Annotated in this window: 19 protein-coding genes; 5 read left to right on the top strand and 14 right to left on the bottom strand. The window is 71.8% G+C overall.

Annotated elements, in window-relative coordinates:
* The 4 genes from ACIBAE_RS05995 to ACIBAE_RS05980 all read left to right on the top strand — a co-directional run bounded on the left by ACIBAE_RS05995 (position 1) and on the right by ACIBAE_RS05980 (position 3,883).
* Entirely contained in the window at positions 1-1,116 is a 1,116-nt protein-coding gene (locus ACIBAE_RS05995) for a carbohydrate ABC transporter permease (protein ID WP_399282620.1), read from the top strand.
* On the top strand, positions 1,113-2,051 hold the full coding sequence (locus ACIBAE_RS05990) for a carbohydrate ABC transporter permease (RefSeq protein ID WP_399282619.1): 939 nt from the start codon (positions 1,113-1,115) through the stop codon (positions 2,049-2,051). The genes ACIBAE_RS05995 and ACIBAE_RS05990 overlap by 4 nt, the downstream gene beginning before the upstream one ends.
* A 216-nt stretch (positions 2,052-2,267) precedes the next feature.
* A complete protein-coding gene (locus ACIBAE_RS05985; RefSeq protein WP_399282618.1) occupies positions 2,268-3,053 on the top strand; it encodes a ferritin-like domain-containing protein in 786 nt (261 codons plus the stop codon).
* The gene (locus ACIBAE_RS05980; protein WP_399282616.1) at positions 3,050-3,883 is read left to right on the top strand and encodes a ferritin-like domain-containing protein; all 834 of its coding nucleotides are present in this window, start codon (positions 3,050-3,052) and stop codon (positions 3,881-3,883) included. Before ACIBAE_RS05985 ends, ACIBAE_RS05980 begins: the two co-directional genes overlap by 4 nt.
* A gap of 231 nt (positions 3,884-4,114) precedes the next feature.
* Here ACIBAE_RS05980 and ACIBAE_RS05975 read toward each other — a convergent pair whose 3' ends face one another.
* The 3 genes from ACIBAE_RS05975 to ACIBAE_RS05965 all read right to left on the bottom strand — a co-directional run bounded on the left by ACIBAE_RS05975 (position 4,115) and on the right by ACIBAE_RS05965 (position 6,590).
* Positions 4,115-4,528: a hypothetical protein gene (locus ACIBAE_RS05975; protein WP_399282615.1), complete on the bottom strand. Its 414-nt coding sequence runs from the start codon at positions 4,526-4,528 to the stop codon at positions 4,115-4,117.
* Positions 4,529-4,645: 117 nt separating this feature from the next.
* Entirely contained in the window at positions 4,646-5,338 is a 693-nt protein-coding gene (locus ACIBAE_RS05970; RefSeq protein WP_399282614.1) for an HAD family hydrolase, read from the bottom strand.
* 226 nt (positions 5,339-5,564) lie between these two features.
* The gene (locus ACIBAE_RS05965; RefSeq protein WP_399282613.1) at positions 5,565-6,590 is read right to left on the bottom strand and encodes a ScbA/BarX family gamma-butyrolactone biosynthesis protein; all 1,026 of its coding nucleotides are present in this window, start codon (positions 6,588-6,590) and stop codon (positions 5,565-5,567) included.
* A gap of 136 nt (positions 6,591-6,726) precedes the next feature.
* On the opposite strand from ACIBAE_RS05965, the gene ACIBAE_RS05960 reads away from it, so the two are divergent.
* A complete protein-coding gene (locus ACIBAE_RS05960) occupies positions 6,727-7,380 on the top strand; it encodes a ScbR family autoregulator-binding transcription factor (RefSeq protein ID WP_399282612.1) in 654 nt (217 codons plus the stop codon).
* 186 nt (positions 7,381-7,566) lie between these two features.
* Here the strand turns inward: ACIBAE_RS05960 and ACIBAE_RS05955 are convergent, their stop codons facing one another.
* From ACIBAE_RS05955 to ACIBAE_RS05905, 11 genes are all read right to left on the bottom strand, one after another.
* A complete protein-coding gene (locus ACIBAE_RS05955; RefSeq protein WP_399282611.1) occupies positions 7,567-7,824 on the bottom strand; it encodes a hypothetical protein in 258 nt (85 codons plus the stop codon).
* Positions 7,825-7,927: 103 nt separating this feature from the next.
* Positions 7,928-9,136 carry a PP2C family protein-serine/threonine phosphatase gene (locus ACIBAE_RS05950; RefSeq protein WP_399282610.1) on the bottom strand — a complete coding sequence of 403 codons (1,209 nt, stop codon included), beginning with the start codon at positions 9,134-9,136 and terminating at the stop codon, positions 7,928-7,930.
* 384 nt (positions 9,137-9,520) lie between these two features.
* Complete coding sequence (locus ACIBAE_RS05945) at positions 9,521-9,874, bottom strand: MmcQ/YjbR family DNA-binding protein (protein WP_399282609.1); 354 nt, start codon at positions 9,872-9,874, stop codon at positions 9,521-9,523.
* An 88-nt stretch (positions 9,875-9,962) separates the two neighbouring features.
* On the bottom strand, positions 9,963-10,436 hold the full coding sequence (locus ACIBAE_RS05940; protein WP_399282608.1) for a GNAT family N-acetyltransferase: 474 nt from the start codon (positions 10,434-10,436) through the stop codon (positions 9,963-9,965).
* Between the two features lie 118 nt (positions 10,437-10,554).
* On the bottom strand, positions 10,555-11,205 hold the full coding sequence (locus ACIBAE_RS05935; RefSeq protein WP_399282607.1) for a TMEM175 family protein: 651 nt from the start codon (positions 11,203-11,205) through the stop codon (positions 10,555-10,557).
* 21 nt (positions 11,206-11,226) lie between these two features.
* Positions 11,227-12,942, bottom strand: coding sequence for a N,N-dimethylformamidase beta subunit family domain-containing protein (locus tag ACIBAE_RS05930; protein ID WP_399282606.1), 1,716 nt, complete (start codon positions 12,940-12,942; stop codon positions 11,227-11,229).
* 149 nt (positions 12,943-13,091) lie between these two features.
* Complete coding sequence (locus ACIBAE_RS05925; RefSeq protein WP_399282605.1) at positions 13,092-13,877, bottom strand: SAM-dependent methyltransferase; 786 nt, start codon at positions 13,875-13,877, stop codon at positions 13,092-13,094.
* Positions 13,878-14,105: 228 nt separating this feature from the next.
* On the bottom strand, positions 14,106-15,347 hold the full coding sequence (locus ACIBAE_RS05920) for a TIGR02679 family protein (protein ID WP_399282604.1): 1,242 nt from the start codon (positions 15,345-15,347) through the stop codon (positions 14,106-14,108).
* The gene (locus tag ACIBAE_RS05915; RefSeq protein ID WP_399282603.1) at positions 15,344-19,465 is read right to left on the bottom strand and encodes a TIGR02680 family protein; all 4,122 of its coding nucleotides are present in this window, start codon (positions 19,463-19,465) and stop codon (positions 15,344-15,346) included. The genes ACIBAE_RS05920 and ACIBAE_RS05915 overlap by 4 nt, the downstream gene beginning before the upstream one ends.
* On the bottom strand, positions 19,462-20,700 hold the full coding sequence (locus tag ACIBAE_RS05910; RefSeq protein ID WP_399282602.1) for a TIGR02678 family protein: 1,239 nt from the start codon (positions 20,698-20,700) through the stop codon (positions 19,462-19,464). The genes ACIBAE_RS05915 and ACIBAE_RS05910 overlap by 4 nt, the downstream gene beginning before the upstream one ends.
* The gene (locus ACIBAE_RS05905; RefSeq protein ID WP_399282601.1) at positions 20,697-22,259 is read right to left on the bottom strand and encodes a TIGR02677 family protein; all 1,563 of its coding nucleotides are present in this window, start codon (positions 22,257-22,259) and stop codon (positions 20,697-20,699) included. Before ACIBAE_RS05905 ends, ACIBAE_RS05910 begins: the two co-directional genes overlap by 4 nt.
* Positions 22,260-22,341 lie beyond the last annotated feature (82 nt).

Below are 22,341 nucleotides of genomic sequence, written 5' to 3'. Positions count from 1 at the left end.
ATGCCCATCCGCACGATGCGCGCGACACGCACGCCCGGCGCGGACCGTACGACCACTCCCGGCCCGGCCCGCGCCACGCGCGCGGGCCGCGGCCGGGAGGGCGCCTGGGGCTGGCTGTTCGTCAGCCCCATGGTGCTGGTCCTCGGCTCGTTCCTGGTGCTTCCCATCCTCATGGCGCTCTGGGTCAGCCTGCTGCACTGGGACGGACAGTCCAACCCGTTCAGCGGCCAGGCCGACTTCGTGGGCCTCGACAACTACCGGACGCTGTTCACCCAGGACGGTCTCGACCGCACCCTCTTCGCGACCGCCCTGCGCAACAACGCCTACTACGTCCTGCTGACCGTGCCCCTGCAGACCGGTCTGGCGCTGGGCCTCGCCCTGATCGTCAACCAGAAGCTGCTGCGTGGGCGCGGCGCCCTGCGGACGACGTTCTTCTTCCCGTCGGTCACCAGCTCCATCGCCGTCTCCACGGTCTTCCTCTTCCTCTTCCAGGGCAGCGGAGCGGTCAACGCGCTGCTGTCGTGGATCGGGGTGAAGGGACCGAACTGGTTCTCGGACCCGCGCGGGGTGCTCTCCCTGCTTCTCGGCGGCGTCGGGATCGTGGATCCCGAACGGCCCGCCGGGGTGCTGGCAGACCACTCCTTCATGGGGCTCTCGTGGTTCGAATGGCTCTCGGGCCCGTCGATCGCGATGTGCACGATCATCCTGCTGGCCATCTGGACGACGTCCGGCACCTTCATGCTGATCTTCCTGGCGGCGCTCCAGGACATCCCGCGTGAGCTGGAGGAGACGGCGGCCCTGGAAGGGGTCAACCGCCGCCAGCTGCTGCGGTACGTGACGCTGCCCGCGCTGCGTCCCGTGCTGTTCCTGGTCCTCACCCTGGGGCTGATATCCACCTGGCAGGTCTTCGACCAGGTGTACGTGATGGGCCAGGGCGCCCCGGGCAACACGACGCTGACGCCCGCCTTCCTGTCGTACTCCTCGGGCTTCGACAACGCGGACTTCGGCCAGGGTTCGGCGATCGCGTTCGTGCTGCTCGCCCTGATCCTCACCCTGACCCTGTTCCAGCGCTGGGTGATGCGGGAACGCGGCACGCGCACCAGGAGGAACCGATGAGCGCCCCCGGTACGGCCGTACGCGACCGGGCCGAGCGGGCCCGGCTGCGCCGCGCGGCACGCGAGCAGGCACTTCCCGTCCTGGGCCGTGCCCCCCTCGCCCTGCGGGCGGTGGGCTACGTCCTGGTGATCGGGCTGGCCCTGCTCTATCTGCTGCCCTTCATCCTGCAGCTGGTGACCGGGTTCAAGACGGACCCGGACGCGGCCGCGAATCCGCTGTCCCTGCTGCCCACCACCCCGACGACGGCCGCTTACCAGCGGCTGTTCGGGCTGAGTGAGGCCGGGGACGGAGTACCGTTCCTGCGCTGGCTCGGCAACTCGACGCTGGTGGCGGTTCTCGTCACCGCCGGCCGGGTGTTCTTCGACTCGATGGCGGGGTACGCGCTGGCGCGGCTGCGCTTCCGGGGCCGCTCGGTGCTGTTCGGTTTCGTGCTCGCGGTGATGGCGGTGCCCGGTGTGGCGCTGCTGATCCCCAAGTTCCTGGTGCTCAACACCTTCGGGATCTTCGACACGTACACCGGCATGATCCTGCCGCTGATGGTGGACGCGGCGGGCATCTTCATCATGAGGCAGTTCTTCGAATCGGTGCCGCGCGAGGTCGAGGAGGCGGCGCGGGTCGACGGGGCCGGGGTGTTCCGGATCTTCTGGTCGATCGTCCTGCCGATGGCCAGGCCGGCGCTGATCACCCTGACGATCCTGTCCTTCCAGGGATCGTGGAACGAATTCACCCACTTCCTCGTCGCCACCCAGTCCGGGCAGTACGAGACGCTCACCACGGGCCTGGCCCGCTTCGTCTCCGGCGGTCTCGGCGGCGGCACGCAGTACCCGCTGAAGCTGGCCGCGGCGCTGCTCTCCACCCTCCCGGTGGCCGCGCTGTTCTTCTGCTTCCAGCGCTACTTCGTCAGCGGCGCCAATTCGGGCGCCGTCAAGGAGTGAGCACGCGGTGAACGCGAGATGAGCGCGCCCGCTGGGCCCGGCCGGATCCCCGGCCGGGCCCAGCGGCGTCCCGGGCGACCCCGCTCAGGCTGATTGAGCTGATGGGGTGAAACCCCACGCCATGTCGGTGATGTCGGCAATCCGCGGGCCTCCGCCTCGCGAATGTGTCGGTGAGAGTACCCGCGGTGGCGCGGGCGCCGAGAGAGATGGGGCGTGATGGGCGCGGAGCACATCGACACCCGACTGCTGGAAGAACTCACCGAGCAGTCACAGGACCTGAACAGCGATGCCCTGCGGATCACCAGCGGTGCGCTGGCGGACTTCACCGAGGCCGCGGAGCCGCCGGGGCGCTGGTGGCAACGGAGCGGGGTGCTCGCCGGGGCGGCCGGCGCGGCGGCCCTCTTCGGCTCCGGCCGTGCGGCAGCGGCCACGACGAGCAACGACATCATGGCGCTGCAGACGGCCGCGTCGATCGAGAACCTGGCGGTGAGCGTCTACCAGACCGCCGCAGGTCTGTCGTTCATCAAGAACGGCAACAAGACGATCAAGGAATTCATCGCCAAGACCACCCAGCAGCACCAGGCCCACGCCAAGGCGTTCAACGCCGCGGCCACCCAGGCCGGCGGCAAGGCGCAGACGGGCACCGACCCGAAGTACGCGGCCGTGGTGAAGCAGACGCTGCCGACCATCAAGAACACGGCGGGCGTGGTCACCCTGGCCATCAGCCTGGAGGACGTGGCCGCGCAGACGTACACGAAGAACGTCGGCCAGGTCAGCAACGCGCAGCTGCGCAAGCTCTTCGCGTCCGTCGCGCCGGTCGAGGCGCAGCACCGCGCGACCCTGCTGGCCGTGCAGTCCCTGCTCGCCTCGGGCAACGAGAACCTGGTCGCGATCCCGACGGATGTCGCCAAGCTGCCGGCCGCCGTCGGAAGCGTGGGATTCCCCAACGCCTTCTACCCGACCAAGAACGCCTCCCCGATCTCCGAAGGGGCCGTGAAGTGAGCACTGTGCGAGGCGGCTGGGAGCTGCCCATCAGCGAGGGTCAACTCGTCCGGCTCACCGGGGAGATGGACGACGCCCACCGCGCGACCCTGCCGGCGATGCACGCGAGCGCCGTGGATCTCACCGAGCAGATCACCGAGCGGGCCACGGCGGACGGCGCGATGGCAGAGCGCCGGGCCGACGTCGGTCGCCGCCGTTTCCTGCTGGGCGCCGGAGGGGTCGGTGCCGCGTTCGTGCTGGCCGCCTGCTCCGGCAAGGGCTCGTCGCTCGACACGGGTGATGTCGCGGCGTCGGCCTCGGCCTCTTCGTCCTCGTCGTCGTCCCAGTACACCGGTGACCTGCAGATCGTCGCTCTGGCGGTCGCACTGGAGAACCAGGCCGTGGGCGCCTACCAGGCGGCCCTGACCGCCGCCAAGGCGGGCAAGCTCGGTTCCGTGCCGCCGGCGGTGGCGAGCTTCGTCACCACGGCGATGGCCCAGCACCAGCAGCACGCCGATGTGTGGAACGCGGTGCTGACCGGCGCGGGCAAGCCGGCCATCAAGGACGTGCCGCTGTCCGACCAGAAGTCGGTCACCGCCGCCCTCGGCAAGGCGACCAGTGTCACGGACGTCGCCAAGCTGGCCCTGCAATTGGAGGACCAGGCCGCGCAGACCTACCTGTTCGCGACGTACAACGTGAAGAGCACGGCGGGGATCAACACCGCGGCCACCATCGCGCCCGTCGAGGCGATGCACGCCGCGATCCTGCACTTCGTCCTCGGTCAGTACCCGGTCCCGGACGATTTCCTGCCCGTCGACATGGCGGCCAAGCCGAGTCTCCTGACGGTGTGAACCCAGGGGTGCGTGCCCGGCTCCACGGCACCGGCCGTGGGGACCGGGCACGCACCCGTTACCGGGCGGACACCCGGGTCCTGGAGGTGGAGCACCGCCGCGCGGATCTCGTCGCCGCGTGCGGGAAATGGGGGACCGGCCGGTGGCCGCGCGTTCACTCCGGCCGGGCGCACGAGGGGACTCCCCTGGAACAGCATCCCGATCGTGCGGCCCGGCACCTGCCCCGCGGGCCTATCCGGGCCGTCGGGGCCGCCAGGGAAACCTGCGGCTGTGACGTGTGCTCCGGGGCGTGGGCCGCTCCGGGGCGGCGCGCTCAGGCGCATCGTTCCTGCTGGGATCGGCCGAGCGGTCCGGCACAGGACGCGAGCCGTCCTTGGCGTACCGGGTGGCGGCGATCAATGCCACGAGCTGCTCCTCGGTGAAGGCCTCGGAGCCCGGCACATAGGGCACGTACCCCATGAGCACGCCGTCCTCGACGACCTCCGCCCGCAGGCCCTCCGACTCGTCGGTGTCCCAGACCGCCTCGCCGCCCTCGGCGAGCACGATCTGCACCCCGAACTCGTAGACGCCCAGATGGGCCAGGTGAGCCATGACTCCCCGGTCCCGCAGCGACGACACGAGACGGCCGGCACGTTCCTCGTCCATCCGATCGCCATCTCCTCGCGCGTTCAGCTCATGAGCTGGGGGCCGAGTGGGCTCGGTGGACCGGGTGGGTCCGGTGGACCACTGCGTCCCTGTCCGCCCATGGTAGGCCGCCGCCGATCAGCGGGACAGCTGGGCGGGTACGCGCTCGCCGGCCCAGGCGCACACTTCCGGCTCGTCCAGCGAGCGGACCCACAGGTCGACCAGGTCGACGGTCTGTTCGCCGGGCCAGGGACCGACGCCGATGATCCGCATGCCCGCCTGTACGGCGGACCGGATCCCGCAGAGGGAGTCCTCGACCGCCAGGGTGTCGGCGGGCTCGGCACCGCAGAGCCGGGTGGCCGTGAGGTAGACGTCCGGGTGCGGCTTGGGCCGGATCTCGCCGCCGGGGACCACGATGTGGTCGAAGAGGTCGAGCAGGCCGGCGTCGCCGAGGCAGGCTTCGACGACCTCCTTCGGGCAGTTGCTGGCGACGGCCAGAGGGGCGAACTTCGCCGCCGCTTCGACCAGTTGACGGGCGCCGGGCATGGTCATCGGGTTGTCGGCGACCAGCGTGCGGAAATGAGCGAGCAGTCCGTCGGTCATGTCCGCGCCGAGTTCCGGGTGTCCGGCTTCCTCGGCCATGAGACGGCCGCATTCCGTGTAGTGCAGACCCTTGGCGCGCTCGGCGAATCCGGCGGCAGGGGTGAAGCCGTACTCGCGCAGAGCGAGAATACGCGCGTCCTGCCAGTGGCGTTCGGTGTCCATGAGCGTGCCGTCGCAGTCGAAGACGATGGCCGCGGGAGTCCAGGAAAGGATGCGTTGGGCTGTCATCCGATTTCTTTCCGTTCAGGTGTGCCCTGAAAGCGGCAGTAGGTGCCGCCACAACGGTGCGGAACACCGTGTGCGCGTTGGCCGCCGCTCTCGGACGGGTGTGGTCCCCGGCGGGCGCGGCCTGAAGGAAGGCCTTTTTCGGCGACCGCCGAAGAACATAACGATCGCTACGCTAAGGAGCGCGACTCTTGGTAGTCAAGTGACGCCACTGCGTAGGGGACGCTCTTTACCGGTACCGGAGGATGCCGAAAGCCTTCTGTTCGCCGCCCTGGAGAATGCGGAAAACGCAGGTCGCGTGGTGCGGCACACAGAGAACGCGAGCGGGCGGGCTGTATTCGACGAAGCGCGCCGCATTCAGCCGTCCGGCGGTAGGGCGCAACAGCGTGCCGCCGCTCGTCACAGCCGCCGCCTGCCGGGCGGCCTCCAGCAGAACCATGCCGGGGACGTGATCCGTGGCGTGGTCGAAGAAGAACGGATGCCTCGGATCGGCGGGCTCCACCAGGAGGCCCCCGCCGTCGAGTCCGATCACGACATCGTGGGCGCTGGTCACCCCGAGGCCCGCGGAGTCGGGCCGTTCCCGGCGGGCCGCCCCCGACGTGAGGGGGGCGGCGGAGCCGGCGGAGCGCGCCCGCAGGGCGGCGTACTGGGCGGCGCCCAGGAAGCGCGCGCCGCCGCCGGCCCGGGCGAACGGAACGCCGTCGACCAGGAAGGACACGTGGAGCCTCAGGCCGGTGACGGCGTCGCCGCGGCCCCGGCGCACGTCGCTCACCCGCACCAGGCAGGTCACGCCGGTGGCACCGGCGGTGGCCCTCGGCTCCGCCGACGGGTCGATGTCGAAGAACAGATCGGTGATGAGCAGGTGCGACGACGCCGGAACCGCGAAGTACCGCAGGGGGAGGTAGATGCCGAGCTGGCGCAGGGTCTCGACGATCATCAGCGGGCTGTGCAGATCCGCGCCGCCGCGCGGGAAGGTCGGATGGGACCGGGGCCAGGAGGCCGCGGCCTCGAAGACGTCGCTTTCCAGGATCCGGCTTTCCGGGCGCGCACCGCTTTCCGGGCGCACACCGCTTTCCGGGCGCACACTGCTTTCCGGATGCCCGCCGCTTTCACGGCGTCCGCCGCCGTCGAGCATCCGTACGTCGGTGAGCAGTACTTCCGCCACCGAGGCGCGATGCACCATTTCGCGGGCGACCGTGCGCGACCAGGTCAGTGGCCGGACTTCCGGGGCGATGTCGCCAACCGATGTTTCCATGCGATAAGAACATCGCAATTCTCGTGGACCTGCACCCCGTCCCGATCACGCCGTCCGCGAAAAGCACTACATTGCGTGCTGTCATCGCGGACAGTCATCGCGGACAGTCATCAACGGAACGGAATCCGGGGTACACGTGCAGGTTCGGGCGAAGCAGGTTCGGGCGGAAACGACGCGCAGATTTCTCTTGGAAGCGGCGGCACACCTGTTCGATGAACGGGGGTATGCCGGCACCAGTATCAGCGATATCAGCGCGCGGTCCGGCCGCACCAGCGGGGCCATCTACTTTCATTACGCCAGCAAGGAGAATCTCGCCCTGGCCATTGTCGAGGAGCATTTCGGGACCTGGCCGCAGCTCATCGAGCGATATCGGTCACCTGGCCACCCGGCACTCGAAAGGATGGTCGCGCTGAGTTTTGCCGTGGCCAGAGCCTTCCGCGACGATGTCGTCATCCGGGCGGGGGCCCGGCTCTGGGCGGAGCGCAAGGCCATCGATGTCACGCTGCCGGCCCCGTTCATCGGCTGGATCGACACGGTCACCGAACTCCTCGAAGAGGCCCACCGGGAAGGGGAACTCGCCCCCGCCATCGCCCCCGAGGTGGCCGCGCACGGCGTCGTCTCGTCGTTCTTCGGACTGCACACCGTCTCCGACGCCCTGGAGGGGCGCCGGGAGATCGAGGACGGGCTGTACGACCTGTGGCTGCTGCTCCTGACGGCTCTTCAGGCGAATCCCGACCCGGCATGCCTGCTCGCCCGGGTGCTCATGCGGGAGGGACGCCCAAGAACGTGACGTGGACACCGGCGTTGACCTGATGAGTCATCAGGTGCGGGACCGCGCGCGGGTCCTCCCGTAGGGACTCCCCCGCACCGCGCTCCTGCCACCGCCGTCCCCAAACACGACACGTCCCGCCCGCTCCCGGAACACTCCGGGGGCGGGCGGGACGTGATCGTGTGAGGGCGGCTCGGTCGACGAGGCTCAGTTGACGAGGTCGTTCCCGGCCTTCACCGCGTCGGCGCCGGCCTGGACGGCGTCCTTCACCGCGCCCACCTTCTTGCGCGCCTTGCCGCCCAGGGCGCCGTCCACGGCCGGTCCGGCCTGCGCACCGGCGGCCGCGGCGGTCTGCGCGGTGCTGCTCAGGGCGCCCCCCAGGTCGAAGGCCTGAGCGGAGGGGGCGACGGCGGCAAGGAGAGCGGAGCCCGCCGCCGCGGTGGTGAGGAATCGGTACATGTTCATGATCGGTGTAACGCGCGGGAACGCCGGAGGGCACGCCTCCACTTCCTCGGCGGAGGTCTTGTGCTTTGCCGATTGTGCCGATCATCTGCCCGGCTCGGCGGGGTCAGATGTCCGGTCTGGCGAGGTGGGTGACGCTGCCCCCGCGCCACTCGATCAGGAACAGGGTCGCGTCGTCGCTGGTGGCTCCGTCGCGCTCGCGCGTCAGTGTGTGGGACAGGGCCCGCACGGTCTGCTGCACGCTCGTGCACGAGGGGCCGATCCGCTCGATGGTCTCGGTCAGCCGCGCCTCGCCGAACAGCTCCCCGCCGGAGACGTGCTCCTCGATGAGGCCGTCCGTGTAGAACAGCACCCGGTCGCCGCGCTCCAGCCATCGCGTACTGATCTGCGGTGTGTCGCCGCCGAACCCGACCGGCAGGGTGCCGGGACCGTCCAGCACCTGGACGACGGTGTGATCGCGGATCAGCAGCGGTGCCGGGTGCCCCGCGTTGACCCATTCCAGCAGGCCGGTGGCGACGTTCAGCCGCATCATCTGCGCCGTGACGAAGTTCTCCGGGGTGAACTGTGCCTCGATGACACGGTCCATGAAGGCGTACAGCCCGGCGAGCCCGACACCGGAGCGCCTGGCGTGCCGGTACGCCCCGACGGCGGCGGTCGCCAGCATGGCGGCGTTCAGGCCGTGGCCCATGGCGTCGACGATCGCGAGATGCAGGATGTCGTCGTTCAGGGCGTAGTCCAGACTGTCGCCGGCCACGTTGTACGCGGGCTCCATGATCCCGGCGACGGACACCTGGGGGGTGACCATCGTCAGGGGTGGCAGCAGCGACCACTGGATCTCCGCCGCGACGCTCATCGGCTGCCGGCGCCGGGCCTGGAAGAACAGGTCCGTGTACGTGCCCTTGGTGACCACCATGTCGGCGACCAGCCCCGCCAGCCGCCGCAGCAGCCGCCGGTCGTCGTCATCGACGCTGTCCAGGGTCAGTGCCATGACCCCGACCTCATCGCTGCCGTCCAGGAGCGGCAGGTACATCCGCACCCCGTCGTCGAGGGGCTGTTCCACCGCCACCGCGCCGAGGAAACACTCACCGGCCGGAGAATCGTCGATCGGGACGGGCTCCCCGACCAGGAGCCCCTGCCCCGGCAGCGGCACCAGCAGCAACTGCCCGTAGTCCTGGAGCAGGATCGACACGTCCCGTCCCCCGACCAGGCGCACCTCCTCCGCCACCAGCGGCGCGATGAGCTGGGGCGGCATCTCGTGCGCGCGGTCGAGGAGCTGACCCAGCAGCCGCTCACCGAACCCTTCGGACAGGTCCACGGCACCTCGGCGCGCGTTCACCCGCGCCCCCGTCCACGACGGCGCCGGTCCGCGTCCCGTACGAGACGCCCCGTCCCGTGCCGTAGCGCCGTTCCTGGCCTGCTTCCGCGCACAGCGCGAGCGAATCGCATGGGGTCAGTGTGCGACAAATAGTACGTAATTCGCGGAAGCCGCCCTGGCGCCGGACCGAGTCAGAGCAGCCGCCAGAGGTGGTCAGGACTGCCGTTGTCGGCCCACTGCGTGATCTGCGCCCCGTCTGCCCCGGACCGCTGGTCGACGGCCGGCACCTTGCCGCTGCGGACGCCGACCGCGTTGCAGTACTCCCAGCCGGCGACCCCGCCGAAGTCGGGGTGCGCGCCGGCGAGGGAACCACTCGGTGACGGGTCAGTGACCGGAATCCGGGGCGGGAAGAGCGTCCTTGAGGCGTTCCGGCGCCGCCTGCCTCCAGGAGTCGACGAGGATGTCGCGCAGCTCGTCCAGGCCCTCCAGGGCGCCGAGCCGTACCCGCACCCACGCGGAACTCGCCTCGTGCGGCGGCATCCAGAACTTCTCGGGCTCCGCCGCGATCAGCTCGGTCCGCTCATGCCGCGGGCATCGCACGGCGACCGACGACTGATCGTCGGGCACGGTGATGAACATCTTTCCGGCCACCCGGAACGTGGGCATACGCCACGCCTCTTTCTCCAGGGTCTCCGGGAGGGACAGGGCGATACGGCGGACATCATGGGCATCGATCACGGTCACCACGGTAGACGGGCGCCCGGAGGACGCCCGGCACGGTCCGCTCACCGGATCTCCCGTTTCCCGGAGCACCGGGAGCGGCCGGTCAGCCGCCGACGCCGTCGCGTGACGAGAGGGACCGCTCGAAGCACAGCGAGATCCCCGAATCGGCATAGGCACCGAAATTCGGGATCCGGGTGTAGCCGGAGCGGGTGTAGAAGCGCACCGCGTCGGGCTGGCGGTCCCCTGTCTCCAGCCGAAGGCTCGTCCACCCCTGCCCGCGTGCCCAGTCCTCCAGCGTGCGGAGGATGCGCCCGGAGACCCCTGAGCCGCGCCAGGCCGGGTCGACGTACATGCGCTTGACCTCGCCGATCCCTTCGCCGAGGTCGCGCAGTCCTCCGCAGCCCACGGCGGTGCCGTCGTCCTGGCGGGCCACGAAGAACACCGCGATGTCGGCCGCCGAGGGCGCCACTCCGGGCTCGCTGTCCGGGGTGCCGTACCGCACGGCGACCTCGGCCCGCTGTGCGGTACGCAGGGCGGTGGCGTCCGGGTCGGCCCAGGGGACCTGTTCGATTTCCATGCCGCTGATTCTGCTGAGGGTCCGTGCCGCGCGGGTGACCGGGGTGGCACGCCGGTGTGCACGGGAGTGGCCGCGGTGGCCGGGGGAAACGCACGCCGGTAGGGGGTCACCCGGAGGGTCACGACATGGGCCACGGCGCTTTTCGTCTCGCGTGCCGCCGCGTCAGGAACCTCCCGGCGAGGCCGCTGACGGTGAGCAGGACGACCAGGGAGAGCACCCCGTGGCCGGGGAGCAGATATCCGGAGGGAGCGGCCAGCAGGAGAGCGACGAGATCGAACCAGAGTTCGTGGCTGCCGGGCGTGGGCCTGGTGTCCGAGGCGAGCCGGTGACGCCGCGTCTCGTACCGGATCAGCAGGAGGGTCCCGACGGCGAGGACATTGACCCCCGAGTAGACGGCGACCGCGATCCCGCTCTCTCCGCCGTAGGCGCCCAGCAGACCGGCGGCGAACGGCAGCGAGCTGACCATCAGCAGCAGGAACATCGTCAGGCGCACCAGCTCCGTGCGGATGGTGTGGATGGTGCGCATCTCGGCGTGCTGGCGTCGCCAGTAGATGGCGATCACGTAGAAGCTGAGCAGGAAGGACACATAGTGCGGTCCCTGTTCGGCGAGGGCGTGTTCGAGTGCCTGCTCGTCCGGGTGGGCGCCCAGCGCGGGGACGTGCAGGTTGAGCGCGAGCAGGGTCATGGCGATGGCGAACACCGCGTCGGAGAGACCGAACAGCCGTCCGGTGGCGCGCTCGTTGACGGCTTCATCGTCCAGTGCGCTCATGCGGGACCTCCCTGACGGGCGTCACGCACGGTGCCCGTAGACAGTGCTCACGTTGTCCCTCGGCGCCGGTCCGGTCCGCGCGGCCGGACCCGCCGCGAAGGCGCGGAGCACATTCTCGGTGGTGCGCGTGACGAAGGCCCCGGTCCGCGCGTCCATGCCGTGGTCGCGTCCGTTCTCCCCGCTTCCCGCCATGAGGGCCTCGACCCAGCGCATCGTCCCGGAGGCGAAGACGCCCGCGCCGCTCGGCACCGTGTAGTACGCGGAGTCGGAGTGGCTCCTGCGGCCCCGGCAGACCAGCGGGGAGTGGGCGACGATCTCCAGCGGCCTCGGGGTGGGCACGCCGGCGGTGACCCGGTCGTACTCCACCCCGACCAGGTGGGCGAAGGAGTCGCCCGGCTTCACCCCAGTACCCGCGAAGAGCCAGTGGTCCGCTCGGTGGACGACGTAGGGCGCGTCCGCCGGATAGCCCTCGTAGAAGACTCCGGTCAGGGCGGACTCCGGGTCGGCGGCGGGCGGCAGGCGGAAGTCGGTGGTGACCATGGTGCGGTGGTTCATGAGGTAGGGGTCGTTCTGGTAGTCGCTCTTGTAGCAGACCACCGTGCGGCCGTCGCCCGTGTCACCCGGCTCCAGTCTGACCCGGCGGTAGCAGGCGTTGGCGCCCAGGAACGCCAGATTCGTCCCGGCGTCGCGCGCCGCCGTCATGTGCCGGCGCTGCTCAGGGGTCCAGTACTCGTCGTGCCCGAGCGAGAGGGCCGCCGTGGCACCTCGCAGCACCGAGGGGTCGGCGTGGATGTCCGTACCGGTGGTGTACGCGAGCGGAATGCCCAGCCGCTCCGCGAGGACCACCAGGGCGCGCTCGTAGACCAGGAACTTCACGGCGCCGTTGCCGTCGTACGGCCGGTCGAAGGTGACGGACAGCGAACGCGTCCCGTACGCGCCGTCCTTGCCCCGGTAGAGGCTGTAGCCACCCCACGCGTTGTACGCCTGCCAGGTCGCCACCGCGTGCGTCAGTACGGTCCTGCCCGCGCCGCTCGCCGAGCGGACGATCAGCGGGACGTAGCGCTGGTGCCCGTTCTCGGCGTCCAGCCGGAGCAGATACGCGCCCGCCGGCCAGCCCTCGGTACGGACGCCGGTGGTGCGCTCCCAGTCGGCCCGCACCGTCTGCGTGGCGGTGACCAGGCGCGGGCGGCGCTGGACCCGGCCCGCCACCCGGTCCGAGCGCCAGACCAGCCGGGCCCCCGCGCCGCCGTACCAGCCGATCCGGTAGGCCGAGACACGGAAGCCGGGCGCGGTCGTCGACACGTACAGCCCGAAGCCCTCGCCCGGCAGGACACTCACCTGGTCGGCGTAACCGTGGACCGCGTCGGGCGGCCCCACCGAACGGATACGCCAGTCGGGACTGCCCGGCCGGCGCCGCTCCGCTTCGGCGGGCCCGTCGGCGTCGGTGGGGGTGGGCGCGCCGGCCGGTACGCGGGCGGAGGGGGCGGGGCCGTCTGCGTCGGAGGGGGCGGGGCCGGAGGGGGCGGGCTCGGAGGGGGCGGCGAAGGCTCCGGTTCCTTCACCGGTCGCGGGAGCGCGGCTCGTGACCGCCACGGCGGCCCCGACCGCCGCGGCCCCGGCCACCGCGGCGACCCCGAGCAGGCGCCGCCGGTTCAGCCCGCTCCGGACGGCGCCTTCGCCCTCGCCGTCACTGTCGCCGTCACCTTCGCCTTCGCGGTGCTCTGCTTCGTCGTCCATCGAACCCGTCCGCGCACGTCCGCTCGCTGTGCTGTCGCTGAGTGTCGCTGAGTGTCGCTGTGCTGTCGGGTCGACTCTGCCCCGCCGCGCGCCGCCGGGCGACCCGGAAGGTCCGAATGCTCAGCACGCGCCACTCGCCCGCGTGCCGCTCAGCGCACGCGGGCGACGCCGACGTAGAAGCCGCTCAGTTCGGCCGCCGGCGCCGGCTCGTCCTGGTACCAGTGGGTGGCGGTCACCAGTCCGGGATCGACGAGGTCGAGGCCGTCGAAGAACCGCCCGACCTCGGCACGGTTACGCATACGCAGCGGGATCTCGCCCTCCTTGTACGCCTTCGTGACCACCTCCTCGTACTGCGGGTGCTCGTCGAAGGTGGTGTGCGAGAGGAGCAGGTAGCTGCCCGAGGGCAGGGCGTCCACCAGGGTCCGGGTGATCCCGTACGGGTCTTCCCCGTCCGGGATGAAGTGCATCAGCGCGATGAGTGACAGCGCGATGGGCCTGCGGAAGTCCAGGAGCGTCCGGGCGTGTTCGAGGATCACCTCCGGCCGGCGTACATCCGCCTGGATGTAGTCCGTCCTGCCGCCCGGCGCGCTGACGAGCAGGGCCTCGGCGTGCCGCAGGACGATGGGGTCGTTGTCGGTGTACACGACCCGGGCCGCCGGTGTGATCTCCTGGGCGATCTGGTGCAGATTCGGCTCCGTCGGAATGCCCGTGCCGATGTCGAGAAACTGATCGATGCCCTGCCGGGCCACCCAGGCGGTGGCACGGCGCATGAACGCCCGGTTCCGCAGCGCGTTGCCCTTGGCCTCCTCGGGCATCCGCTGCCCGACCTCCTGGTCGACCGCGTAGTTGTCCTTGCCGCCCAGGAGCCAGTCGTACACCCGCGCCGGATGCGGCTTGCTGGTGTCGATCCGGGGCTTCGGTGTACCTACCGTCACAGGACGCTCCTGACGTGCGAGATCGCGGAGAGGAAAAGGCCGTGCCGAGCCGCCCACTCACGCGGGCGGGAAGCGGCAGCCTACGCGATGGAGTCGATCGCCGTTCGAACCTCCGCCCGCCGTACGGGTGTTCCCCGGGCTCGTACCGGGACCGAGACGGCGACGGCGCGGGCCGATTCCCTTGACAGCGGGTCCGTACCGTCGTCTGACAACGGGTCCGTAGCGTCGTCATACGAGGTCGGACAGCAGGACGTCGAGGAGCATCTCCTCTTCGACGCGCACGCCCAGCTCGACGAGAGCCCGCGACAGGTCCGGGTCCCAGGGAGCCTCGGCCGGCGGGCCCGCCAGGAGCGGACCTCCGGAGCCGGCCGGCGCGGCGACCCGGTAGTCGGCCGCCGTGTAGCGCCAGGGCCGCCAGGGGACGCGGCGCAGCAGCCCGGAGGCGATACGCAGCCCGCCCCAGTCGAAGTCTCCGTGGTACAGCAGTGTTGCTCCGCCCTCGTGCAGGTGGCGCAGGAGGGCGACCGCCGCCGCGGACGGCTGGCCCTGAAGACACACCAGAGGCCGGGAGTCCGGGCCGTGTGCGTCGGCCGCGGCGGCGATGACGGCCGGGTTCTCACAGACGCGGACCTCCGGGGCGGACCCGCTCGGTGGCCGGCGAACGAGCTGCCGCAGGGTCAGGACAGCTGGTTCGCCGACGTCGGCCATCCAGTCCAGGGCGGGCGTGCCCCGGAGATTCAGGGTGAGGACGGTCGAGGACAGCTCGTCGCGCAGCAGGCCGGCGGATGCCCACGCCTCCCGGCGCCATTCGGCGCCCGTACCGTCGGGGAAGCCGGTCAGTGTGCGAGCCCCAGCCAGGGTGAGGGTGGCCGACGGAGTGCCGTCATCCAGCGCGTGGGCACTGCCGAAGACACGGGCCGCGAAGGCGGGGAGGGAGACGGGCGGGTCCGCGGGAAGGGCACGGAGAGCGGCAGCGACCTCGCGGAGCAGGGCCTGGGCCGCGGTGGGGGTGCCGGCGAGGCGCCGTATCAGCCCGTCGCCACGGAGCCGCGCGGCCCATGCGGCGAGGGCCGGAATCTCGTCCGCGAGGGCGTCGAGAACGGCGTACGCGACCTGCCAGGCCCGGCTCTCGGCCTGACGGGCGGGACCGGGCGGGACGACCGGCCCGGTGAGCGTGACCACGGCGCCGGCCAGACCGCCGGTGCTGACGCCGGACCTGCGCAGGACGGAGTCCACCTCGTCGAGCCGGACCGTCAGGGAGCGTCCACTGCCCGGATGCCGGCCCAGCAGCCGCTCGGCCGACCTCCTTTGGTCCGGCGTGGGTGCACTGAGGGAGACCTGGCCGCTGAGGGGCTGCTCGCGCTCCATCCGCCGTCGCGCCCGGTCGACCAGCCAGCCGAGTCCGGGATCGCCCAGCAGGCGGCGCAGCCGGTCATCGTCGGCCGGAGGGCCGGTGGATGACCGGCTCACGGGTGGTCCTGCCCGGCCGTCGCCTCCACCGGCGGATCCGCGTGCGGGCTCCGCGATCGCACCGGGTCCTCGCGGCGCTGCCGCCGGGCACCGTCCCACTCCCAGCGGGTGACGAGCACCGCCGCCAATTCGTCGATCCGGGAGAGCTGGGCGATGGCGATGCCGGGCACCTGCGGGTAGCAGGCCCATTCGCGTTCACTGGTCATCACCACGTCCAGGTCGAAGGCGTGCAGCAGACCCAGGCACTTGGCCCGCGAGTCGTCGTCGACACCCGCGAACGCCTCGTCGAGGGTGACCAGGCGCGGCGCGTACGGGCTGCCCGCGCTCGCGTAGTGCGAGGAGGCGGCGGCGAACAGCGGTACGGACATGGCCAGGACCCGCTCGCCGCCCGAGGCCGGGCCGGTGGCCGGGACCCAGCGGCCGTGCTGATGCCGCTCGACCCCGAATTCATGCCAGGAGCGGTAGTCGAGCGCGGCGGTGAGATGTTCGAGCCAGCTGCCGGAGGTGTCCTCGGTCTGCTGTCGGACGATCTGGGCCTGGAGAAACTCGCCCACCGCCGTCCGGTCCTCCGCGTTCCAGGCGTCCGCGGACTGACGCAGCCGCTCACGCGCCTGGGCGAGGCCGGAAGGCGCTTTACGGGAGGCCCGCCAGACCAGCCGCAGTTTCATCCCGGTGGACGTGGGGCGTTCCTCCAGCTCGGCGTTCATGTCCCGCACCTGCCGTTCGGCGGCTCCGATGAGCTCTTGGAGGGTGCCCGCCACTTCGGTGATCAGGTGGGTTTCGAGGATCTCCCGTTCATGGGAGGACAGGATGCGGGTGAGTTCGCCGACCTCCGTGGTGAGTGCCGCGGCGAGTTCGGGCACGCCGCGCTCACGGCCCTGGTAGACGATGTCGACGACCATGCCGTCCTCCACCATGCGTGCGGAAGCGCTGTGTCCGTGCCGGGAGAGGACGTCCTGCAGCGTCTTGAGCTCCTCGCTGAGCCGGCGCTGTACGCGTTCCCAGGCGCCGTCCGAGTCGTCGGCCGACGTCAGTGCGGACTCGATGGCGCGGGCGAGCGCGATCGCCGGGGTGGCCGCCCAGGCACCGTCACCGGCAGCCGGCACCGGAAGGTCCGGCAGGGCGACCGTGATCAGGCCGGTCGCGGTGAATCGCTGGAGCCCGGCGATGGCCTCCGCGCGCGCCTCGGCCGCCGCCGCGAGGCCCTTCTCCAGCTGCTCGATACGGCCTTCCGCCTTGCTCGCCTCCCGCTCCGCCCCGGCGTGACGCTTGCGGGCGAGCCGCTGGTCGGCGTCGCAGACGCCCAGGGCCTCGGCGGTTTCGGCGAGGCGCCGCTGGAGTTCGGCGACAGCCGCGCCGACGGTGGAGCGCAGGGTGCTGTGGCGCTCGTCCGCTGCCGCCGCCTCGCGCCCGGCCTCCTCGGCGCGCAGCGCGAGTTCGGCGGTCCGCTCCCCCGCCTGCGCCGCCTCGGCGCTTTCTTCCTCGGCCTGGCGGGCCGCCTCACCGCGTTCACGCAGAGCCGGCCACACGGCGGCGAGGGCCACGGCGAGGGAGCCGTGTGCCTGGCGTACGGCGGCGAGACCTTCCCGGTCGGCGGGCAGGCCCAGTCCGGCGGTGACCTCGGCGAGTTCGAGGGCGGCCCGCTCGGCCGGCCCGGCCGCCTCGGCGAGTTCGGCGGCGCGCTCCTCGCGCCGCAGGCGAGCCCTGTGTACCGACTGCGCGGACGCGGTCACCTGGGCGTGCGCCCGGGTGAGGGAGCTCTCGTCGGGCACCGCGGCCAGCTCGGTGTCGAGGGTGTGACGACGAACCGCGACTTTTTCGGACCGTGCCGCGACCGAGTCCGACTCCTGCTGAAGCAGGGCGAGTTCGGCGCTCAGCTCGGCGATACGTGCCCGCCGCGCCGCCTCCCGCGCGCCCTCGCCGACGTACTCGGCGGCGGGCTTGGCCCAGCGGCCGGTGAGCGTACCGACGCGGAAGCTCCCGTCGGGTGCCACCCAGGTGTCGGCTCCGCTGTCCTGTCCCGCGCCGATGGCGGCGAGCAGCCGTACCACCGTCGCCTCCCCCACCGCCGCGGCCCGGGCGTCGCCGCCGTCCACGGCCGGCCGCAGCAGGCCGCCGAGCGAGGGCCCGGTCACCGGCCCGGTCGCCGGGGAGAGGAGTACGTCGTGCCCGTCCGTGGCGAGAGCTGAGCCGTCGGGGAGCACCCAGGCGTCCAGCAGCCCGGACGCCTCCAGCGCCGCCTCCAGTCCGGCGCGTTCCTGTTCCGGAAGGCCGTGGCGGAAGTCCACCAGCCGCCACAGCGGCGCGCCGGGGTGGCGCTCGCGCAGGCCCTGGGTGCGGGTGGGCGGAGTCCGGGGGACGCGACGGCCTCCCGCCTCCAGCGCGGTCAGCTCCTGGCGGATCCGCCCGGAGTGTTCCGTCAGTTCCGCCGTCCGGCGTGCCGCCTCTGCCGCCTGGTCGGCCAGCCGCAGCGAGGCGGCGCTGTGAGCGCGGGCCGCGTGCGCGCGTGCCGGGTAGGGCCCGTCGAGATGCCGGATCCACTCCTGGAGTTCGTCGAGCAGTCCGGCCTGGTCGGGGTAGGCCAGCTCGGTCCACGCGCCGCCCTGTTCCCGTACATCGTCCAGCAGAGCCCGCCCGGCCCGCGCGGCGGTCTCCTCCGCACGGCCGTGTGCCGAGGTGGCCTGGTCGTGTTCGGTGTCCGCCTCGTCGAGGCGGACGGAGGCGTGGCGCCGGCTCTCGGCCGCGCGCTCAGCCGCCTCGGCGAGGTCCTCCGCGTGGGCGAGCGCACGAAGCCCTCGGTCGATCGACTCCTGGGCGGCGCGCCGCGGTTCAGGACCGGGAGGCCAGTCGTCCCCGGGCAGCTCGACGCGTGCGGCGGCGGCCGCCTCCCGCGCCTGGCGAAGGCTGTCCTCGGCCAGCCGGCCTGCGGCGAGCAGCCGGTTCTCGGCCGAGCCGAGCCGACCGAGCGCCCGGGTGTGCAGGCGGGCGGCCTGCTCCCGGTCGTCGCAGGCCCGGGCCAGGGCGTGCGCGGTCCGTTCCACCGTCTTCGCCACCTGTTCGAGCTCCCGGGCGCTGCGCATCTCGGGACCCTCGCGCAGGGCGGCGTCCTGGGCCCGCAGGCGTGCCTCGGTCTCCTCCAGGGCCGTGATCGTCTCCTCGGCCGCGGCCCGCTCCTCCTCGGCCCCGCTCCGCTGGGCCTGCGCCACCGTGAGGTCCCGCTGGAGGTGTTCGTACCGGGAGTGCTCACCGCGCGGCAGGCGGGCCCGCCGGCGGGTCGCGATACGGGCGTACCGCCGGTAGTGGTCCAGGAACGCGGACGCGGCCCGCTCGGCGGAGGAGGCGGCCGACAGCTCCTCCTTCTCCTCGTCCAGGGAGCGGAACGCCTCGGCCACATCGGCGATGACGGCCTGGTCCATGGGCGGCAGGGCCTCGGAGAGGGCGCGGGACAGGGCCGCCTCGTTGGGACGCTTGGACAGCTGCGGCTGGCGCAGCTGGATGAGCAGGTCGACCAGGGCGGCGTAGCGCTGCTCGCCGAGTCCGAAGAGTGCCTCATCGACGGCCCTGCGGTAGGCCGTGGCCTGGTCGTAGACCAGGCCGTGCCCGTCGACGGCCTCGACGAGCCGGTCCCGGGACAGGGCCGTACCGGTGGCGTCGAGCAGGCTGAGGGACGCTTCGGCGGGTTCTTGACGGTGGTGGTCGACGCGCTGGCTGGTGAGCGCGTACCAGTGGCGGGCGATCCCCCGCCCGCTGACGGCCTTGAGTCCGCAGAGCAGGGTACGGAAGTGCCGCTCGCCGCTGGTCTCGTCGAGCCTGCCGAACTCGATCCAGGTGTAGCCGAGCCGTTCGGAGTGCGGGTGTTCGCCGCCGAGGAGGAGGTTCCACTCCATCCGCTTGCCCGGGTCCCCGTCGGGCTCGACACGGCGGGAGCTGAGGTCTCCGTCGAGCAGGAAGGGCAGGGTCAGGGCAAGCACCTTGGACTTGCCGGTGCCGTTGTTTCCGCGCAGAAGCAGGCGGCCGTCCCGGAAGTGGAATTCCTCCACGTCGTAGTGGAAGAGGTCGACGAGTCCGATACGCAGGGGCTGCCAGCGGGATCGCAGGGGGGCGGGGAGGCGGGTCACGGCTGGCTGGCCTTTCGCTGCGCGGGCATACGGGCGGTACCGGGTTCGCGTACGACGGTCTCGCCGACCGCGTACCGGGCGAGGGCCGGGCGCGGCGCCACGCCGCCGGCCGTGCGGGAGACGAGCCCGAGCGCGGCGAGCCGGGCGACGGCCTGTTCGACGAGATCGCCTTCCATGCCCGGCTCGCGGGCGGACTTGGCCCAGAACCCTCCGTGCTCGGCGGCGAGTTGACGGACCCTGAGCGCCAACTGGTCGGCACCGACCGGACCGTCCGCCGCGGCCAGGTGCTCGGCGAGGAGCAGCGTGACGTGGCCGTGGGTTCCCTGTTCGGGCATGCGGACGTCGGTGAGATCGTCGTCGGGGTCGACCATCGCGATCCCCTCGGCCCGCACTTCGGCGATCAGTCCGGTCAGCTCGGTGATGCGGGCGGTGAGGAAGCCTCGCTGCCGGCTGAGATAGCCGAGCTCGGCATCGCTCAGCTCGTCGTAGTAGAGCACCGGGTCGTCCAGAAGTCTGCGGGTGAGCGAGTGGCGCATCGCGCGGAAGCGCAGTTCGTCACTGTCGAGTGCGGTCTCGGCGACGAGGTCGGTCAGGCGGTCGGCGAGGGTTTCGGCGTGCAGCGTGGAGGGGCCGCGCCGGGTGGCGAGCAGCCCGGCCAACACTCGCCGTTCGACGTCGTACAGGACATCTCCCGCTCCGCTGACATACGCCTCCTCGTCTCCCGCGACGCGCCGCAGTACACCGAGGCTGAGCAGGAGCCGTACGACGGCGGCGAGGTCGAGACGCTCCTCGCGGCGGTCCAGGGTGAACCGGATCCCCGCCTGCGCGAGCTGGGGGTCGGCGGCGTCGATGACCACCTGGTCGGCGAGGCGGCCGAGGGCGATCTGGGCCTCGCCGCGTTCGAGGGCGGCCAGGGCGAGGCAGAGCAGGACGTAACGGCGGCGGGTGAAGGGGGCGGCCGCGCGGGTGGCCTCCCGGGCGGGGTGTGTCGGGTCCGTGAGGACACCGGGGATTTTGAGCAGGCGGGCCGTCCCGGCGTCCGTCCGGAGGGACCAGCCGGCGTTGCGGTCGAACCATTCCCGCAGTTCGGAGGCGTGTCGGCGGACGAGACGGAACTCGTCGGCGTACCGGCCGTGTGCGAGCAGGAGAGGCTGCTTGAGCAGGGCGCGGGCGGCCTTGCGGAGCTCCGCGGCGTGCTGTCCTTCGAGCACCTCGGCGAGCGGAGTGCCGGTCACTGGTCGCCGCCCCCGTCCGTGAGGTCGATGATCTCGATGAGATGGTCGGGCCCGTGGAACACGCCTCCAGGCGTCCGGATCTCCGCGATGGCGCCGTCGGTGAGCGCGCTGAGCCGGATCTCCATGGAGCCGTCGTTGCTGGTGGCCACGGTGTGCCGCGTGCCGGGGCGCCAGGTGGCCAGGGCGTCGCCGAGCAGCTGGAGGAAGAGGCCGAAGGACACGGGGTCGAGCTCGCCGAGTCCGGAGAGCCGGGTGATTCCACCGGTGACGAGCCGGGCTCGGGCCGCCGCGGTCTCGGCGGCCTGCTTGGCGGCCGCTTCGGCGAGCGTACGGCGCGACTCGTCCCGGTCCACGACCTTGCGTGGTTTGCCACGCCGCTCGTAGCTGCCGGTGCGGCGCAGCTGGGGACTGATCCGCAGCGGCTCGGCCTCGGCCCACGGGGTGGCGGCGGGAACCGGCAGGGCCGCCCGGAGTGCGAGGGTGTCGGCGTCGACGGTGAGGTGGCGGGCGGGGTACAGCCCGAAGGCGGTCCGCCACAGCCGGTGCCGGGCATCGTCGTCGGGAGCCTCGGCGAACCAGCGGGCGAGGGTACGGAAGTCGGCGGACCGGTCCGAGCGCCCGGCCCTGCGTTCGTTGAGTGACCGTACGACGGCCAAGAGCTGGGGGATCGCGCCGAGGGCCCGGCCGCGCAGCAGCCTGGCCTGCGACTCGCGTCCTTCCCGGGTGATGAACCACGAGGCGAGGCCGGTCCAGCGCACGGCCCAGCGCTCGTACGCTTCCCGCTCGGCGTGCCCGGCCTCCTCCGGCGAGGCGTCGACCGCCTCGCGCCCGGCCGCGGCCCGCAGCAGTGTTTCGATGCTCCCCGCCTCCTCGAGTTGCAGGATCAACCGGGCGATACGTCCGCCGAGCGTGATCAGGTCCTGGATGAAGCGCTCCAGGTACTGGATGAGCCGGTCCTTGTAGGCGAGGAAGACTTCCTCGTCGACGTCATGGAGGTCGATGGTCCGTTGCAGGGACCCCATGAAGGCGCGGGCGTTGTCGGCGAGAGCGGTGAAACGGCTGGCCAGCGCATCGAGTGCCAGATGCGTCTTGGTCGGGTCCGGCTCTTCTCCGCCCGCCAGTACGAGGAGGGCCCGCAGCTGGGTGACGATGTCGTGCAGGGCGACCGCCTGCAGGGCGCCTCGCCGCCCGAGCGCCTCGTCGTAGACACCCAGGGCTTCCTCGGCGGCTTCTCCGGCGCGGGTTAGCTGGTAGATGAACCGCTTGCGGTAAAAGTCCTCGACGGCGGTGACGCGGGCGGTGTCGGGATCGGCACGGAGATTTCCCCAGACCACGAGGCGGTCCAGCGCGTTCACCACGGCGTCCGGTTCAGGGGGGCGCGTCTCGGCCGGCAGGGCGGCGTGCACGTCCTCGGGGCGCAGATGTACGGCGAAGCGTTCCTTGGCGGTGACGAATACCCGCATCACCTGCCGGTAGAGATCCGTGTTCTGCACGGTGAGGTGGGCGAAGGAGCTGTACCCGTCGGGCGGGGGTGTCGTGGCGCTGGTGGTGACGGTCATCGCCACTCATTATCCCCGAGCGGAAAGACTCGCGGGCAGGGACGCCTCACTTGGCTGCTCAGCCGGCCGATCCGGCGGCCGA

Origin of the sequence: Streptomyces sp. NPDC051569, assembly GCF_044454085.1 — a bacterium.
GTDB lineage: Bacteria > Actinomycetota > Actinomycetes > Streptomycetales > Streptomycetaceae > Streptomyces.
This window is presented reverse-complemented; position numbering and strand designations above follow the sequence as displayed.